This window comes from Natrarchaeobius versutus, assembly GCF_041205745.1.
GTDB classification, from domain to species: domain Archaea; phylum Halobacteriota; class Halobacteria; order Halobacteriales; family Natrialbaceae; genus Natrarchaeobius; species Natrarchaeobius versutus.
Map to the genome: position 1 here is coordinate 193,414 of NZ_JBGFCC010000002.1, position 16,127 is coordinate 209,540.

Annotated in this window: 17 protein-coding genes; 9 read left to right on the forward strand and 8 right to left on the reverse strand. The window is 64.1% G+C overall.

The features are described from left to right. Positions 1-137: 137 nt before the first annotated feature. Both AB7C87_RS06270 and AB7C87_RS06275 read right to left on the reverse strand, forming a co-directional pair. Positions 138-620, reverse strand: a complete 483-nt coding sequence (locus tag AB7C87_RS06270) for a universal stress protein (protein ID WP_369728571.1) — start codon at positions 618-620, stop codon at positions 138-140. A 105-nt stretch (positions 621-725) separates the two neighbouring features. After that, a complete protein-coding gene (locus tag AB7C87_RS06275) occupies positions 726-1,754 on the reverse strand; it encodes an amidohydrolase family protein (protein ID WP_369728572.1) in 1,029 nt (342 codons plus the stop codon). Positions 1,755-1,894: 140 nt separating this feature from the next. On the opposite strand from AB7C87_RS06275, the gene hisH reads away from it, so the two are divergent. Together hisH and AB7C87_RS06285 are read left to right on the forward strand one after the other, a co-directional pair. After that, complete coding sequence (gene hisH, locus AB7C87_RS06280) at positions 1,895-2,614, forward strand: imidazole glycerol phosphate synthase subunit HisH (protein ID WP_369728573.1); 720 nt, start codon at positions 1,895-1,897, stop codon at positions 2,612-2,614. 150 nt (positions 2,615-2,764) lie between these two features. After that, positions 2,765-3,175: a DUF7994 family protein gene (locus AB7C87_RS06285; RefSeq protein WP_369728574.1), complete on the forward strand. Its 411-nt coding sequence runs from the start codon at positions 2,765-2,767 to the stop codon at positions 3,173-3,175. A gap of 57 nt (positions 3,176-3,232) precedes the next feature. Here the strand turns inward: AB7C87_RS06285 and AB7C87_RS06290 are convergent, their stop codons facing one another. Beyond that, complete coding sequence (locus AB7C87_RS06290) at positions 3,233-3,589, reverse strand: hypothetical protein (protein WP_369728575.1); 357 nt, start codon at positions 3,587-3,589, stop codon at positions 3,233-3,235. A gap of 146 nt (positions 3,590-3,735) precedes the next feature. On the opposite strand from AB7C87_RS06290, the gene AB7C87_RS06295 reads away from it, so the two are divergent. Together AB7C87_RS06295 and AB7C87_RS06300 are read left to right on the forward strand one after the other, a co-directional pair. Continuing rightward, positions 3,736-4,857: a tRNA (guanine(26)-N(2))-dimethyltransferase gene (locus AB7C87_RS06295; protein ID WP_369728576.1), complete on the forward strand. Its 1,122-nt coding sequence runs from the start codon at positions 3,736-3,738 to the stop codon at positions 4,855-4,857. A 61-nt stretch (positions 4,858-4,918) separates the two neighbouring features. Beyond that, complete coding sequence (locus AB7C87_RS06300) at positions 4,919-6,220, forward strand: YihY/virulence factor BrkB family protein (RefSeq protein WP_369728577.1); 1,302 nt, start codon at positions 4,919-4,921, stop codon at positions 6,218-6,220. A 108-nt stretch (positions 6,221-6,328) separates the two neighbouring features. Here the strand turns inward: AB7C87_RS06300 and glnA are convergent, their stop codons facing one another. Beyond that, positions 6,329-7,684: a type I glutamate--ammonia ligase gene (gene glnA, locus AB7C87_RS06305; RefSeq protein ID WP_369728578.1), complete on the reverse strand. Its 1,356-nt coding sequence runs from the start codon at positions 7,682-7,684 to the stop codon at positions 6,329-6,331. 126 nt (positions 7,685-7,810) lie between these two features. On the opposite strand from glnA, the gene lrp reads away from it, so the two are divergent. Next, positions 7,811-8,272, forward strand: coding sequence for an HTH-type transcriptional regulator Lrp (lrp, locus tag AB7C87_RS06310; RefSeq protein WP_369728579.1), 462 nt, complete (start codon positions 7,811-7,813; stop codon positions 8,270-8,272). Between the two features lie 38 nt (positions 8,273-8,310). On the opposite strand, the gene AB7C87_RS06315 is transcribed toward lrp, so the two are convergent. From AB7C87_RS06315 to AB7C87_RS06325, 3 genes are all read right to left on the reverse strand, one after another. Further along, complete coding sequence (locus AB7C87_RS06315) at positions 8,311-8,451, reverse strand: hypothetical protein (protein ID WP_369728580.1); 141 nt, start codon at positions 8,449-8,451, stop codon at positions 8,311-8,313. A gap of 460 nt (positions 8,452-8,911) precedes the next feature. Further along, positions 8,912-10,573, reverse strand: coding sequence for a thermosome subunit beta (thsB, locus tag AB7C87_RS06320; RefSeq protein WP_369728901.1), 1,662 nt, complete (start codon positions 10,571-10,573; stop codon positions 8,912-8,914). Between the two features lie 238 nt (positions 10,574-10,811). Beyond that, positions 10,812-11,567 (reverse strand): SOS response-associated peptidase, encoded by a 756-nt coding sequence (locus AB7C87_RS06325; RefSeq protein ID WP_369728581.1) that lies wholly within the window; start codon positions 11,565-11,567, stop codon positions 10,812-10,814. 108 nt (positions 11,568-11,675) lie between these two features. Between AB7C87_RS06325 and AB7C87_RS06330 the strand changes: the two genes are divergently transcribed. Together AB7C87_RS06330 and hisS are read left to right on the forward strand one after the other, a co-directional pair. Then, complete coding sequence (locus AB7C87_RS06330) at positions 11,676-12,146, forward strand: RDD family protein (RefSeq protein WP_369728582.1); 471 nt, start codon at positions 11,676-11,678, stop codon at positions 12,144-12,146. Between the two features lie 99 nt (positions 12,147-12,245). Then, on the forward strand, positions 12,246-13,544 hold the full coding sequence (gene hisS, locus AB7C87_RS06335) for a histidine--tRNA ligase (RefSeq protein ID WP_369728583.1): 1,299 nt from the start codon (positions 12,246-12,248) through the stop codon (positions 13,542-13,544). Positions 13,545-13,553: 9 nt separating this feature from the next. On the opposite strand, the gene AB7C87_RS06340 is transcribed toward hisS, so the two are convergent. Next, positions 13,554-13,832 (reverse strand): hypothetical protein, encoded by a 279-nt coding sequence (locus tag AB7C87_RS06340; RefSeq protein WP_369728584.1) that lies wholly within the window; start codon positions 13,830-13,832, stop codon positions 13,554-13,556. 108 nt (positions 13,833-13,940) lie between these two features. On the opposite strand from AB7C87_RS06340, the gene AB7C87_RS06345 reads away from it, so the two are divergent. Beyond that, positions 13,941-15,545, forward strand: coding sequence for a sulfatase family protein (locus tag AB7C87_RS06345; protein ID WP_369728585.1), 1,605 nt, complete (start codon positions 13,941-13,943; stop codon positions 15,543-15,545). Positions 15,546-15,677: 132 nt separating this feature from the next. Then, positions 15,678-16,082, forward strand: coding sequence for a hypothetical protein (locus AB7C87_RS06350; protein WP_369728586.1), 405 nt, complete (start codon positions 15,678-15,680; stop codon positions 16,080-16,082). Positions 16,083-16,127 lie beyond the last annotated feature (45 nt).

A 16,127-nucleotide genomic window follows, 5' to 3' on the forward strand; every position in this document is an offset into this window, starting at 1 on the left:
TGTTCGAGATGCACATTCACTGAACGGCTGAATCAACCAGTTCAGCGTGAACGAAAGGAAGCCTCGCTGTTGAATAGCGTCTTTGTATTCTCGTGAGCTGTGCGAACAGTGTGTCACTCGGTGCAGTTGGGACTCTCTCACTCCACGGCGACCTGTGGTTGATCGGCTCCCTCTCTCTCATCGACGCTCTTTGGGTTCACGTTGACGGTGAGGACGGGAACGCACGCGCTTCGTACCACGCGCTCGGTCACGCTCCCGAGTAAGAGTCTGTCGATGCCGCCGCGACCGTGGGTGCCCATCACGACGAGGTCACAGACGTCCGGCGTCGCCTCGTCGATGATGACGCGACTCGGCGACCCCTCGAGGACGGCCGTTTCGACTCGAACGCCCTCGGGTGCGAGGTCTTCGACGCGGTCGACCGCCGCCCGTCCCTCCGCGCGGAGCGCGTCGCTGATTCCTTCCCACGCGGTCTCCATCGGGAGCCCCCCGTAGCCGGCCGCGTTCACGACGTAGATCGCCCGGATCGTCGCGTCGTGAGTCTCCGCGAGCTCGAAGGCGTACTCGAGCGCGCGCTCGACCTCCGGTGAGCCGTCGGTCGGGACGAGAATGCAGTCGTACATCGTGCGATATGTTCGCATAACACGTGGAACTATAATAAGATTATCGTGGGCGCGGTGAGCGATCGAACGGAACCGACGGTGACTGATAGAACGGTGTCGAGTTCCTCAGGTCGACGGGGAACGCACGACGTCGACCACGTCGTCGACGCCCGCCCGCCGGACGGCGGCCCGAACTGGGTCTCGTACGCCTGCGAGGTTGTCGGAACTGCCGTCGAGGACGAGCAGGCGCGCCTCGTAGCCGGGCTCGAGGAGGCCGTACTCGAGGTCGGCGATCTCCGCACCGTTGATCGTCGCCATCCGGAGGATCTCGGGTGCCGAGAGATTCGAGACGTTCGAGAGGACCGCCATCTCTCGGAACATCGACGGCGAGTTCAACATCACGTTGTCCGTCCCGAGTGCGAGCGTCGTCCGCTCTGCGAGTTCGGAATACGGCGAGAGTCCGACGTTCGTGGCGAGGTTCGATCGCGGACAGACGACGACGGGGACCCCCTGCTCTGCGATCCGCTCGAGGTGTGCTGGCTCGGGGTGGACGACGTGGACGAGAAACTCGGGCTCGAGGTCGAGCGCCGGGTCGATATCGGTTTCGTCGACCTCGCCCGCGTGAATGGCGAACGGTTTGTTCGCCTCGCGGGTCGCCTCCCGCTCCCGGTCGAACGTCGCGTCGTTCGCGCCACTCGCGCCGAAGCCGTCGCCCGCCTCCATCGCTTCGATCGACTCGCGACCGAACGCCAGCGCGTCGATCCCGAGACCCTCGGCGGCCACCCGGAGCATCTCGACGCCCGCGACGTCGCCCTCGCGGAAGTCGAGACAGGCCGCGGTTCCGCTCCGTTCCATGAATCGAAGCGACGTCCGCATCGCGTCGACGAGTTCCGCGCGATCGGCCTCCCGGAGCAGGCGGTGTTTTAACCCGTCGGGTGGGGCGACCAGTTCCTCGAGTGAGAGGCCACGTCCCGCTTCCTTCGCGATCGAGTCACCGATGTGCGTGTGTGCGTTGACGAACGCCGGAAGGACGATGTTCGAACTGTCGACCGACTCCTCCTCGATCGCCTCGATCTCGCCGTCGTCGCCGACGACGACCCGTCCCTCGACGGCCTCGAACTCCCGCCCCCGAAGGATCGTTCCCGTGAGTTCCATACCAGTGAGTTCGTGGTCGTCCCCTTCAACCGTTCGACGTCGCTCGAGGGGGAGACGCCGACCTCGCGCTGGCGGAGGACACGGGCGGCCGTCGTTGCGCGAAAGGTAACGCACTTGACCGCGCCGCGTCGAGTATCGGTATGAGCATCGCCAGCTCCGATAGCGAGGAAACCCTCGCCTCCGTGGTCGTCGTCGACTACGGGCTCGGAAACCTCAGGAGCGTCACCCGCGGTCTCGAGCGCGCGGGCGCGAGCGTCGAGATCACCGACGACCCGGACGCGTTCGCCGACGCAGACGGCGTCGTCCTCCCCGGCGTCGGCGCGTTCCGAGAGGGCGTCGAGAACGCAGACCACGTCCGCGAAGACCTCCTCGCGGTCGCCGAGCGCGGAACGCCGCTGTTCGGTATCTGTCTGGGAATGCAGATGCTGTTGACGACGAGCGAGGAGGGGGAAAACGAGGGCGAGTCGGCCGTCCAGGGGCTCGATCTGATCCCCGGCACGAACGTGCGGTTCGCGGAGGGCCAAAAGGTTCCACACATGGGCTGGAACGAACTGTCGGTCGAACGCGACCACCCGCTCGTGGACGGAATCGACGGCGTTGGATCGGAGATCCAACGAGCAGACGGATCCGTCGGTGGCGGATCCGTCGATGGCGAGTACGCCTACTTCGTTCACTCCTACTACGCGGTTCCGGACGACGAGGACGCCACGGTGACGACGACCGACTACGAGCGCGAGTTTCCCTCGATCGTCGCCAACGACGAGGGAACCGTCTTCGGCACGCAGTTTCACCCCGAGAAAAGCGGCGAGACCGGACTACGAATCCTCCGAAACTTCGTCGACATCTGTGCCGACGCTTAGACGTCGGTTTCGTGCGAGCTGACAGACCTCTCGAGTGATAGTCGCGACTGTATCACTGCCCACCTGATCGCCGACTCGTCCGGCGATCAGGTGTTAATCGGCGCAGTTGTTACTACAACAGTTATTGACCCGCCGGGGCAACCTCGGCGTATGTCACAACAACAGCGACGGATCAGCGTCGTCATCGGACTCCTCTTTCTGATCGTCTTCGCGTGGTCGTTTCAGGGTAGTCTCGAGGTGATTCGAACCGATCTCGCCTCGCCGATGGGTGTCGCACTCGTCGTCAGCGGCGTCGCGATGGCACTCGGCGGACTCGCGTTCGTGATCGGCGGACTCGTCGGCCGGACGACGGTCGGTGAGATCACCCTCGAGTGGTGGCAGTTCCAGAGCGTCGGGTTCGTCTGCATCGGGCTCTACATGGCCGTCTCGGGGCTAGCCCAGATGACGCCGCCCTCGCTTCTCGGCGTCATGATGTTCGTCGCGGGAATCGGCTTTCTCGCGTTCGGCGTCTATCGCCTCCGTGCCGGCGCGCCGACGAACGACGTCGAAACGTCGGCCTGACCGCTCGTCCCGGTTCGACGACTCACCGGCACCAAGACCCTACTCGAGACGGTCTCCTCACAACAGTTCGCGGACGTCCGAGTACCACATATCGTGGTAGTCAACGTGGCCGACTCGGCGGGCGATCGCCACCGCGAGGGCGTGCCAGCACAGCTCGGTCGGATCTTCGGGATCCAGGTTGTACTCGCTGTCCTTGCAGGTACAGCCGCCACCCTCGACGATGTACTCGTCGTCGTAGCCGACGACGATCGTGAAATCGCGGTAGGTTTTGACGCGTCCTTCGCCGACAGCCTCGATCGCGCGAACCCCGCGGTCGCCGTGGAGCGTCGAGATGCGCTCGACGATCTCCGGTGTCAGCTCGCCGGCCTCCTCGAGGTCGGCCTGCCAGCGCTCGACGGGGTTCGCGTTTGACACGTGCGTGACTGTGCGCCGAACTGTAAAATCGGTTTGGTTGTCGCCAGCGGTTTGTCTTCTCGATGGTCGGTTCGTCGCATCGCCAAACGTCGACTCGATCGTCCGCAGATCACGTCGTTTTTCGCCCTCGCCCGACGAGAGGGCGTATGCGCGTCACCGAGGGCGGGGTCGAACTCGAGGTCCCAAGCGAACAGACCGAGGGCGTCGAGGAGTCGGTCTTCTACAATCCGCGACAGGAGTTGAATCGGGATCTGACGATCGCGACACTGCGAGCGTTCCGCGAGCGCGAGGAGCGCGCCGAGAGCTACCTCGACGCGATGACAGCGAGCGGCGTCCGCGGCGTTCGAGCCGCGGCGGACGGCTGGGAGGTCACCTGCTGTGACCTCGAGACCGACGCGATCGACCTCGCACGGGAGAACCTCGAGCGAAACGATCTCGCGGCGGACGCTCGCGTCGAACACCGCAACGTCAACGCGCTCGCACACGACGAGGCGTTCGACGTGATCGACCTCGATCCCTTCGGCTCACCGATGCCGTTCGCCGACGCCGCGTTCGCACGCTGTCGGGACCTCGTCTGCGTGACCGCCACCGATACCGCGCCGCTGTGTGGCGCACACTTCAACAGCGGCATCCGATCCTACAGCGCCGTCCCACGCAACACCGACTACCACACCGAGATGGGCGTGCGCATTCTGCTCTCGGCGCTCGCACGAAGCGCCGCCCGATTCGACGTCGGCGTCGAGCCAATCTTCACCCACGCGACCAGCCACTACGTTCGAACCTACCTCGAACTCGACCGGAAGGCCAGCGCGGCCGACGCCGCCATAGAGAACCTCGGTTATCTCTCTCACTGTGAGGACTGTCTCTACCGCGAAGCAGAGTACGGCATGATCGCAGATCCGCTCGAGTCCTGTCCCGAGTGTGGTGGCGACCGGATTCTCGTTGCCGGGCCGCTCTGGCTCGGCCCCTACTGCGACGACGAGTTCGTCGCCGCGGTTCGCGAAGAAGTCCCGGACGCGTTCGCCACCGCGGAGAAGGCACGCGAACTCTGTGACGACCTCGTGGCCGAACTCGACCGCCCCACACATTACGACCAGCACAAACTGTGCAAGAACTGGGGACTGCCAGCGAACGCCATGGACGACTTCCTCGCCGACCTGCGGGCGGCGGGACATGCGGCCTCGAGAGCCCACTACGGCGGGACGACGTTCAAAACCGACGCGGACGTCGGCGAGATCCGCGAGGCGACCGAACGGAATCTCGAGTAACGTCTCCTCTCGGTGAGAGACCGCCACCCGCTATTTGTCCGTTCCGCACGTGTAGTCGTCCGTGGTCGAGTTAGACGAGGTACGCGAGTTCGGAACGCGCCTCCTCAGAGTCGCACAGACCCAACAGTTGACGCTGTTGGCGGCCGGCGTCGCCTTCTACGGCTTTCTCTCGCTCGTTCCGCTCATGTTGCTCGCGCTTGGAATCGCGGCGTCGATCGGCGGCGAAACGCTCGCAAATCAGCTGACCGCGGCCGCAAGCGACGTACTGACGCCCGCGGCACAACAGTTGCTCGCGGAGACGGTTCTCGACGAGACGAGTCGACAGAGCGCGACCATCGTCGGCGCACTCGGGCTCCTCTGGGGCTCGAGTCGCGTTCTTCGGGGGCTCGATCGCGCGTTCTCGCGCGTCTACGGAACCGCGGGGACGAAGTCGTTGCTCGATACGTTTTGGGACGCGACGATCGTCTTTCTCGTCATCGCGTTCGGTCTGTCGATTATCGCCGTCTTCGAGGCGATCGTTCGATTCCTGCCCGTGATCGGATTCGGGCCACTCGGACCGCTTCTCGTGGTGGTTGGGCTGGTCGTGACCTTTCTCCCGCTGTACGTTATCTTCCCGGACGCCGACGTCGGCGTCGCGGAGGCGTTGCCGGGAACGGTCCTGGCCGCGATCGGTTGGCTCGTCCTCAGCCGGGCGTTCTCGCTCTATACGACCTTCGCGACCCAGTACGTGATCTACGGCGCGCTGGGAGCCGTCTTTCTCGTTCTCGTCTGGCTGTACGTCGGCGCGATCATCCTCATCTTCGGCGCGGTGCTCAACGCCGTCCTTGCCGACCGTGAACTGGATCGGCAGCTACAAAGTCCCGGCCCTCGACAGGTTCAGACAGAAGCGATGACCGACGACGACACTGGTGCCGACGAGGGGGGCACGCAGGAGCGCTCGAGCGCCGACGAACCGGCGAGTGCACGCTCGAGCGAGCGGACGCGGGACCGATCTGACGACCCCGAAGCGCTCCGGGAGGAGATCGAGCGACTCCGGGATCGCGTCGAGACGTTCGAGGACAACGTCGAACGACGAACGGTCCAGCGTGACTCCCTCGAGGGCGACCTCAAGCGTTACGTCCGACGGCGGATCCGCCGCGGGCACGCCCGCGACTGGGGGCCGTACATCGTCCTGTTGTACGGAACCGTACTGGCACTCGGCGCGTTCTACTATCTCGAAGGCATTTGGGCGATCCTCGCGATGTTCGTCGTCTGGACGTCGACGCTCGGCGTCTACGTTCTGATGTTGCTGTTCGGCGCCGGAATTGCACTGCTGGACGTTCCCGGACGGATTCGCGATCTGATCGGCGACCGGCGATCCTGAGTACGACTACGTTCTACCGAACGAACCGCCTCGAGTACGCGTGACGAAGCCGTCGGCTGCTGGTTCCGAGCCGACCGAAAAAACGGATGCCAACCGAGAAGACTGCGTCTAGAACGTCTCGAGGTAGCGGTCGATCTCCCACTGAGAGACGTCGACGAGGTACTCCTCGAACTCCTGAGATTTCGCCTCGATGAACTTTGGACCGACGTGCTCGCCGAGGGCGTCGAGGATGACCTCGTCCTCCTCTAGGGCGTCGACGGCCTCGCCGAGGTTCGACGGGAGCGTCTCGATGCCGTACTCCTCGCGTTTGGCCTCGTCGAACTCGTAGATATTTTCGCGGACCGGGTCGGGACACTCGAGATCCTGCTCGATGCCCTCGAGACCGGCGTGGATGAGCGCGGCGAGCGCGAGGTACGGGTTACAGGACGGGTCGGGGAAGCGGGCTTCGATGCGCGAGGCCGCGGGAACGCGCGCGGCGGGCTTGCGGATCAGCGCCGAGCGGTTGCGGTCGGACCAGGCGACGTAGACGGGCGCTTCGTAGCCGGGGACGAGGCGTTTGTAGCTGTTGACTGTTGGGTCCGCGACGGCGGTGATCGCCGGCGCGTGCTCCAAGATGCCCGCGAGGAACGAGTGTGCGGTATCCGAGAGGTTGAACTCGTCGTTCTCGTCGTGGAACGCGTTCTCGCCGTCCTCGGTGAACAGCGAGAGGTGCGTGTGCATGCCCGAACCGTTGATCTTCGGAATCGGTTTGGGCATGAACGTCGCGTGCAGGTCGTGTTGGGCGGCGATCGCGCGGACGACCGTGCGGAACGTCGCGACGTTGTCGGCCGTCGAGAGCGCATCGTCGTACTCGAAGTTGATCTCGTGCTGGCCGCGGGCGACCTCGTGGTGGCTGGCTTCGATCTCGAAGTCCATCTCCTCGAGGCCGTAGATGATGTCCCGGCGGACGTCGCTTGCGAGGTCCTTCGGTGCGACGTCGAAGTAGCCGCCGTGGTCTCCGGTTTCGGTCGTCGCGTAGCCGTCCTCGTCCTCCTCGAAGAGGAAGAACTCGGGTTCTGGCGCGGCGTTGACATCGTAGCCCATCTCCTCGGCGCGGTCGATGGCGTTTTTCAGGACGCGGCGTGGGTCGCCCTCGAACGGGTCGCCCGTATAGGTGTCGTAGACGTCACAGATCATCCGACCGGCGGCGCTGTCTTCTTTCTGCCTCCAGGGGAGGATCGCGAACGTCTCCGGGTCGGGGACGAGTCGCATGTCCGATTCCTGAATGCGGACGAAGCCTTCGATCGAGGAGCCGTCGAAGTAGATTCCCTCGGAAAACGCCTTCTCGGCCTGGCGTGCCGGGACTGAAACGTTCTTGACCGTTCCGAGAATATCGGTAAACTGCAGACGGAGGAAGTCGACGTCGTTCTCTTCGATTTCGTCGAGCACCGCCTGTTCGGTGTCGCTGATGTTTCCGCTTGTCATCTTTCTGGTCGTGCTATCCAAGAATCTCCCCTACTAAAACACTGCTGATCCGAGCAAATCTTCTCTGACTCCTGCGAAATTGTATATTCGTAAATTTCTAAAGGGCTGAGTGAGAGGGTACACGTGATGACGTACGAAAATCTCGATGCAAAACTAGTGAATGCACTTCTCGGAGACGGGCGAGCGAGTCTCAGGAGTCTGGCCGAAGAACTCGACGTCTCCGTGACGACCGTCTCGAATCACCTCTCCGACCTCGAGGACGAGGGTGTAATCGAAGGCTACACCCCCCGGTTGGATTACGACGCCGTCGGCTACGACGTCACCGCCGTCATCCAGCTTCAAGTCGAGGGGAACGCGTTGCCGGACATCACCGACACGCTTCGTGACCACCGCCAGATGATTAGCGTCTACGAAGTCACCGGCGACTACGACGTGATCGCCATCGGCAAGTTCAAAGACACCGACGGAATGAACGACCAGATCAAGACGCTTCTCACCGACCCGGACATCAAAGCGTCGAACACCAGCGTCGTGTTGAACGCCGTCTCCGAGAACGAGCAGTTCGAACTCGACGTCGGCGACGCCTGATCGGCGCTCTCCCGGAGTCGCCTCGAGCGACCCGACACTTACCGCACGTACAACACGAAGACCCCGAGAGCGAGCAACAGGAATCCCCACCACAGCGAGTCGCCGGGCAGGATCTTCAAAAAGAGCGTGACGAGACCCGAGGTGAACAGCGACCAGCCGATCGTCGTTCTGTATGCCATACTCGGTATACGCTATCGAGACGGATAGCTTTTGTACGCGCGTTGTCCGGACGGCGAGTGAGGTGGGATCGAGACGCCAGTTCAATCGCCCTCGTTTCTCGAGCGCGCGCCGGCTACTCTCGAGGTGTTCGTACGGACTCGAACCCGCTCGGAGACGAGAGCGTTGGTTCGGAGAACGCCACCGTAGTCGACGAAAACGCACAAAAAACAACGATCGGCGGGCCGAGAACCGATTCGGTCGGTAACGCGGACGCTCTCCGCTCGCCTCACGGGGTTCGAGACGAGTGACGTCGTTCGAACGACCAGCGGTCGTTCGTGATGACGAAAATCTTCGCTTTTCGAACCACGAGTGAGAACCGCGCGTACTTCACGGCGCAAAGCGCCGTTCGGATGGACGCGGTGTTCGCTTCGCTCCCCGCTCGTGTTCGGAGGTTCTCGACCTACGGTCTCCGAACCTCCCTTACATCATGCCGCCCATGCCACCGCCCATGCCGCCCATGCCGCCGGGGGCACCGCCGGGTGCGCCGCCTTCCTCGTCGCCGCCCTTGTCGGTCGAGAGGTCGCCCGCGGAGATGATGTCGTCGATTTTGAGCACGAGGTTCGCGGCCTCGCTGGCGGAGGTGACCGCCTGCTCTTTGGCGTGGGCCGGTTCGACGACGCCCGCCTCGAACGTGTCCTCGACGTCGTTCGAGAAGACGTTCAGGCCGGCGGTGACGTCGCCCTCGTCGTGGGCCGCACGCAGGTCGACCAGCGTGTCGATGCTGTCGAGGCCGGCGTTCTCGGCGAGCACGCGCGGGACGAGCTCGAGCGAGTCGGCGTAGGCCTCGACGGCCAGCTGTTCGCGTCCGGAGACGGAGTCGGCGTAATCGCGCAGACGCGAGGCGAGTTCGACCTCGATCGCGCCGCCGCCGGCCAGCACGCGGCCGTCGGAGACGGTCTGTGCGACGACGTCGAGCGCGTCGTTGATGCCGCGCTCGAGTTCGTCGACGACGTGGTCGGTCGAGCCGCGAAGCAGGAGGGTGACGCCGTGGGCGCCCTCGCCCTCGACGTAGAACAGTTCGTCCTCGTCGTCGCGGGTGACGTCGCCGTGACCGAGGTCCTCGGTGGTCGCGCTCTCGAGGTCGGAGACGATCGACGCGTCGACGACTTCCTTGAGGAACTCGAGGTCGGACTTCTTCGCGCGACGGACGGCGAGGATGCCCTCCTTGGCGAGGTAGTGCTGGGCGAGATCGTCGATGCCCTTCTGACAGAAGACGACGTCCGCGCCGAGGTCGGCGATCGCCTCGACTTTCTCCTTGAGCTGTTTTTCCTCGCGGTCTAAGAACTTCTGGAGCTGGTCCGGGTCGGTGACCGAAACCTCGGTGTCGACGTCGGTCTCCTCGACCTCGATGGGCTGGTTGAGAAGCAGGATGTCGGCGTTTTCGGCCGCCGTCGGCATGTTATCGTGGACGGGATCCTTGTCGACGATGCCGCCCTCGAGCAGGTCGGATTCGCCGACGCTACGGCCGGTCTGGGTCTCGATGTTCAGGAACTCGAGGTCGACGACGTTCTCGCCCGCATCGTTCTCGACGGTGACCGAGCGGACCGCGTCGACGATGAGCTGCGAGAGGTGTTCTTTGTTGACTTCGGCCCCTTTGCCGGTCATCGACGTCTCGGCGACCGAGCGAAGCAGGTCCTCGTCGTCGGTGTCGACGTCGCGTGCGATGTCGTCGATCTCCTCGCGAGCCTGCTCGCTGGCGAGGTGGAAGCCCTTGATGATCGCCGTCGGGTGAATGTCCTGCTCGAGGAGGTCCTCGGCGTTTTTGAGGAGTTCGCCCGCGATCGCGACGGCCGTCGTGGTGCCGTCGCCAGCTTCGTCCTCCTGGGTTTCGGCGACCTCGATGATCATCTCGGCCGTCGGGTTGTCGATGTCCATCTCCTGAAGGATGGTGACGCCGTCGTTCGTGATGGTGACCGACCCCATCGAGTCGACGAGCATCTTGTCCATTCCTTTCGGACCGAGCGTCGAGCGTACGGCCTCGGCGACCGCTCGAGCGGCGCTGATGTTGTAATCCTGCGCGTCCTTGTCCTTGACGCGCTGGGCGTCCTCACTCATCACGATCATCGGCTGTCCCTGTTGCATTCGCTGGCTCATAGTCGACCGATCATTGATTGCCCTTCTACATAAAGATAACGTTATTCGGAAACAGTGGCCCGAGATTCGATCTGGTGAGAACGAGACGGAAACCACGGTATAGCGCCACACTCGTCGACTACTCGAGCAAGGAGATCGGTCCGTCTACAGTCGATCAGGAGACGAGGGTGTCCGCCATATTTAAGTATCTCTGGGAGGCGGTCACGTCTCGAAGGAGGCGACCCGATCACGTCTCGAGGGGGTCGATCAGCGACGGGACGTCGGTGCTCGGATCGTTGACGGCCGTCGAAACCGGGTACGCACGGAGGTCGTCCGCCGGATGCGGTGTGAGGACGTCTCGCGGGTCGTCTCCGGTGAGCCATCGGCGCTCGTCGTCCGGCTCGAGGACGACCGCCATCCGATGGTGGAGATCCGCGACGAGGTCGTTCGGTTCGGTCGTCACGACGGTGAACGTCTCGAGGGGGCGGCCGCGGTCGTCCTCGAGGTCGGCCCCGCCGCCGAACGCGTCGAGACCGGTCTGGCGAGACGCCGACCCCGGCTCCGTGCGCGTCCACAGCCCCGCCATCGCGAACGGACGATCGTCCGCGAAGGCAACTCGATAGGGCTGTTTGCCCTCGGCCGTCTCGACCCACTCGTAGAAGCCGTCGGCGGGAACCAGACACCGACCCGCCGCCGGCGTCTCACGCGAACCGTCAGTATCGGCGGCGGACGGCGACCGTCCATCGTAGGCGTCGCGAAAACTCGGTTTCTCGTCGATCGTCTCCGCCCGCGCGTTGATGATTCCGGTGGCGCCATCGTCGGCCCAGTCGGGAACGAGACCCCACTCGAAGCGTTCGAACGCCTCGGGTACTTCGTCCGTGATCACCGGTAGGCGTTGGCTCGGCGCCGCGTTGTACCGCGCCGAAAACCGCCAATCGAACGTCGCGCCGAATCGGTCCTCGAGCTCCTCGGGCGGAGTAAACAGCGAGTAGCGTCCGCACATACGAATTCTTACGCGGTGTCACACCAAATCACTGTCCCGGCGTCTGCGCTTCCTTCGCGCTGTCGGATCGGAAATTATATGCCGACAGTGTCGGTCGACTATCGTATCATGCTCGATCGACATCCGAGTCCCGTTTCGGGGACGGAAGACGAAGTTCTCGTCGGGCGAATCGGTGCCTACGTCGTCGATTCGATCGTCGTCTTCGGCGGGGTCGTCTTCTTGTTCGCGACGACCGCGGTCGCATCGACGGCTCTCCAGGCCGTCTCGGAACTGCTCTCGATGGCGATCGTCTTCGTTGGAATTACGGCGATGTTCGTCTTTTTCATCTACTACGTTTTCATGATGGAGGGTCACTTCGGCCGGACCCCCGGCAAGGCGTTGTTCGGACTCGTCGTCGTCAAAGAGGACGGATCGAAGTGTACGATGGGTGCCTCCGTCGTCCGAAACTTCCTCTGGCTGATCGACTCGTTCGGATTCTGGCCGCTGGTCGTCGCAGTGATCTGTTTTTTCACCGACCGAAACCAGCGGGTCGGAGACATGGTCGCGAAGACCGTCGTTCTCAGGGCGAAACGGAAATAGGCCGACCGCCATCGACTCCGGAAGCGTCGTCTCCGAGCGACGCGTCGTTTTCGTCCGTGAACGAAAGGATAGAAGTTCGCCGTTCTCGAACGGACGGTCATGTACGACCGAATCAAGGGCTTTCGTGACTTCTATCCCGGCGAGATGGCCGCCAGGCGGGCGGCCGTCGACACGATAGAGGACGCCGCACGGCGATACGGCTTCCGCGAGATCGGAACGCCGGCGTTAGAGCGCGCCGAGATGTGGACCGACAAGAGCGGCGACGACATCGTCGAGGAGCTGTACTCCTTCGAGGATCAGGGCGGGCGCCACGTCACGCTGACTCCCGAACTCACGCCGACAGTCGCGCGAATGGTCGTCGCCAAGCAACAGGCGCTATCGAAGCCGATCAAGTGGTTCTCGACGCGGCCGTTCTGGCGCTACGAACAGGTCCAGCAGGGTCGTCAACGCGAGTTCTACCAGACCAATGTCGACATCTTCGGTTCGTCCGAACCCGAAGCCGACGCCGAAATCCTCGCGTGGGCCGCCGACGCCCTCACCGGCCTCGGCCTGACCGGCGAACACTTCGAGTTCCGGATCTCCCACCGCGACGTCTTAGGCGGCCTCCTCGAGACCTACGACGCCGACGTCGACGTCGACGACGCCATCCGCGCGGTCGACAAATCCGACAAACTCGAGACCGTCGAGTACCACGACCTGCTGATCGGTGCCGGGCTGTCGGCCGATCAGGCCGTCGAGTTCGACGACCTCGTCTCCAGTGGCGACTTAGAAGAGGTGAAAGCGTTCGCCGACACCGAACGCGTCGACGCGGCCGTCGAGAACCTGCAAGCGGTGCTCTCGGCCGCCGAGGACTTCGGTGCCCGCGAGTACTGTACGGTCTCGCTCGAGACCGCCCGCGGGCTGGATTACTACACCGGCGTCGTCTTCGAGTGCTTCGATTCGACGGGTGAGGTCTCGCGGTCGATCTTCGGCGGGGGTCGCTACGACGACCTGATCGAGAGCTTCGGCGGCCAGCCGACACCCGCGGTCGGCGTCGCCCCCGGCCACGCCACGCTCTCGTTGCTCTGTCAGCGCGCGGGCGTCTGGCCCGAGGAGGCGATCGAGACCGACTACTACGTCCTCCAGATCGGCGACACCCGCACGGAGGCGGCCCGAATTACCCGGGAGCTTCGCGACCGCGGTCACATTGTCGAAACCGACGTCGCGGGGCGGTCGTTCGGCGCACAGCTGAACTACGCCGACTCGATCGACGCCGAGACGGTCGTCATCGTCGGCGAACAGGACCTCGAGAACGACGAGGTGACGATCAAGGATATGAACTCTGGCGACCAGACCCAGGCACCGGTCGCGGAGTTCCCGGGCGACGCAGAACGGCCGACGTTCGCCGATTTCGATTGACGAAAGCGATCAGCCGCGGTCGGATCGACCGCGACTCGCTCGAGCCGACGGGTCGCGTTTCGACTCCGAGTCGGCTCGAGCGTTTTCGACCGATCGGTTTTCGGTGGTCGAGACGGTGTCATGGCGTTCGACCGATCGGTTTTCGGTGGTCGAGACGGTATCCTGGCGTTCGATCGGCGAGTGACCCGTCTCGACGAGGTGGTCGATCATCGCCCGGTCGAGTTCCCTCGTCGACTCCTCGTCCACCCGATACTGCCAGTCACACTCCCCACACGAGGCGAGAGGCATGCGCGAGTTTCGAACCCGATCCCCCTGAATACCGGGGTGAACCACGTCGCACATTATCCGGCTGGATCCGGGCCCACCATTAATTACGCCGTCGGTGTACGACCCTCGATGGCCGACACCCGCCCGAACGTCCTGTTCGTCCTCACCGACCAGGAGCGCTACGACTGTAGCGTCCCCGAATCGCTCGACGGGAGCGGATCCGAGTCGCCCACCGGTGGCGGAGCCGCCCCGGCCGTCGAGGGCGTACTCGCCCCACCCGTCGAAACGCAGGCGATGGATCGGCTCTCGAGGCAAGGAACCAGGTTCGAACACGCGGTCACGCCGATCAGTATCTGCTCGAGCGCCCGCGCCTCGCTTCTGACCGGGCAGTTTCCCCACGGCCACGGAATGCTCAACAACTGCCACGAGGACGACGCCATCCTTCCCAATCTGTCGCCGGACATTCCAACGTTCTCCGAGGCACTGGCCGACGCCGGCTACGATCTCACCTACACCGGCAAGTGGCACGTCGGTCGAGACGCCACCCCCGAGGAGTATGGCTTCAGCTATCTCGGCGGCAGCGACAAACACCACGACGACATCGACGAGGCGTTCCGCGAGTACCGCCGCGAGCGCGGGACGCCGGTCGAGGAGGTCGATCTCGAGGAGAAAATCTACACGGGTGAGGATCCACGGGATAGTTCGGAGGGAACGTTCGTCGCCGCGAAATCGTCGATCGACGTCGAGGATACCCGGGCCTGGTTCATCGCCGAACGGACGATCGAGGCGCTCGAGGCCCACGCTGAGGGGTCTCGAGCGTCCGATCTCGAGAGCGATTCCGCCGACGCCGCTGGTGAGGATCGACGGCCGTTTTTCCACCGGGCTGACTTTTACGGCCCCCACCACCCCTACGTCGTCCCCGAACCGTACGCCTCGATGTACGACCCGGACGAAATCGAACCGCCAGAGAGCTACGCGGAGACGTTCGACGGCAAGCCTCGCGTCCACGAGAACTACCTCGCCTACCGCGGCGTCGAAGGCTTCGACTGGGAGCTGTGGTCCGAGGCGCTCGCGAAGTACTGGGGGTTCGTGACGCTGATCGACGAACAGTTCGGGCGGATCCTCGCGACCCTCGAGAATCTCGAGCTGGCCGAGGAGACGGTCGTCGTCCACGCCTCCGACCACGGCGACTTCGCCGGAGCCCACCGCCAGTTCAACAAGGGGCCGCTGATGTACGACGACACCTATCGGATCCCCCTGCAGGTTCGCTGGCCCGGCGTGACCGAACCGGCGTCGGTCGTTCGCGAGCCGGTCCACCTTCACGATCTCGCGCCGACGTTCCTCGAGATCGGCGACGTCGAGATCCCCGAGAGCTTCGACGCGCGAAGCCTCGTCCCGTTGCTCGAGGGTAACGGCGGCGACGAATCCGACGACCGGGGGAGCGGTCAGAACGAGTGGCCCGAATCGACGTTCTCGCAGTACCACGGCGACGAGTTCGGCCTCTACAGCCAGCGGATGGTCCGCACGAAGCGGCACAAGTACGTCTACAACGGCCCCGACGTCGACGAACTGTACGACCTCGCGGCCGATCCGGCCGAGTTACAGAACCTGATCGATCACCCGGAGTACGCGGACGTTCGCCGGACGATGCGCGACCGGTTGATCGCGTGGATGGTCGAGACGGACGATCCGAACCGCGGCTGGGTCCCGGAAGCGCTCCGCCAGGCGGATTGATCGTGGCGGCTTCGACGACCGTCGACTCCCCGCCGCCAGCGCGAGCCAGTCGCCGGAGCGGAAGCGTACGTTTACGGATCCCAAGCGGCTACTCCCAGCTATGATCGTCGACACCGAGACGGGTGAACGCCGATGACCGACGACTCGAACGACCCGTCGAAGGCGGAAAGAGCCGAGGAGATCGCGGACGCACTCGAAGACCTCGTGATCGAGCTCCGCGACGAACCGGTCAAGGAGTCCCGCCTCGAGGGGCTGTTCGACGAGGCGACGACGAGCAACCCGCGGATCTGGAACACCGTGACCGCCTTCATCGACGTCGAAAACGGCGAGGCGATCGTCACCGACGAGTCGAAGTTAGCGGAAGGAAAGTGGGCGCCGGAGATCGTCGACGACTGCGACGCGATGGTCACGACCGACGTCCAGCGCGGCCTGATGCCCGACGAGTTCACGTACGCCGTCGGGAAGAAACTGCAAGCCGAGATCGAGAAGTTTCGCGAGCGAGCGGCCGAAACGTCGGGCGCGGAAGACGATGCCTAACGTACTCGTTGAAAGTCGATGCACTCCCGCTCGCGAACTGGCGAC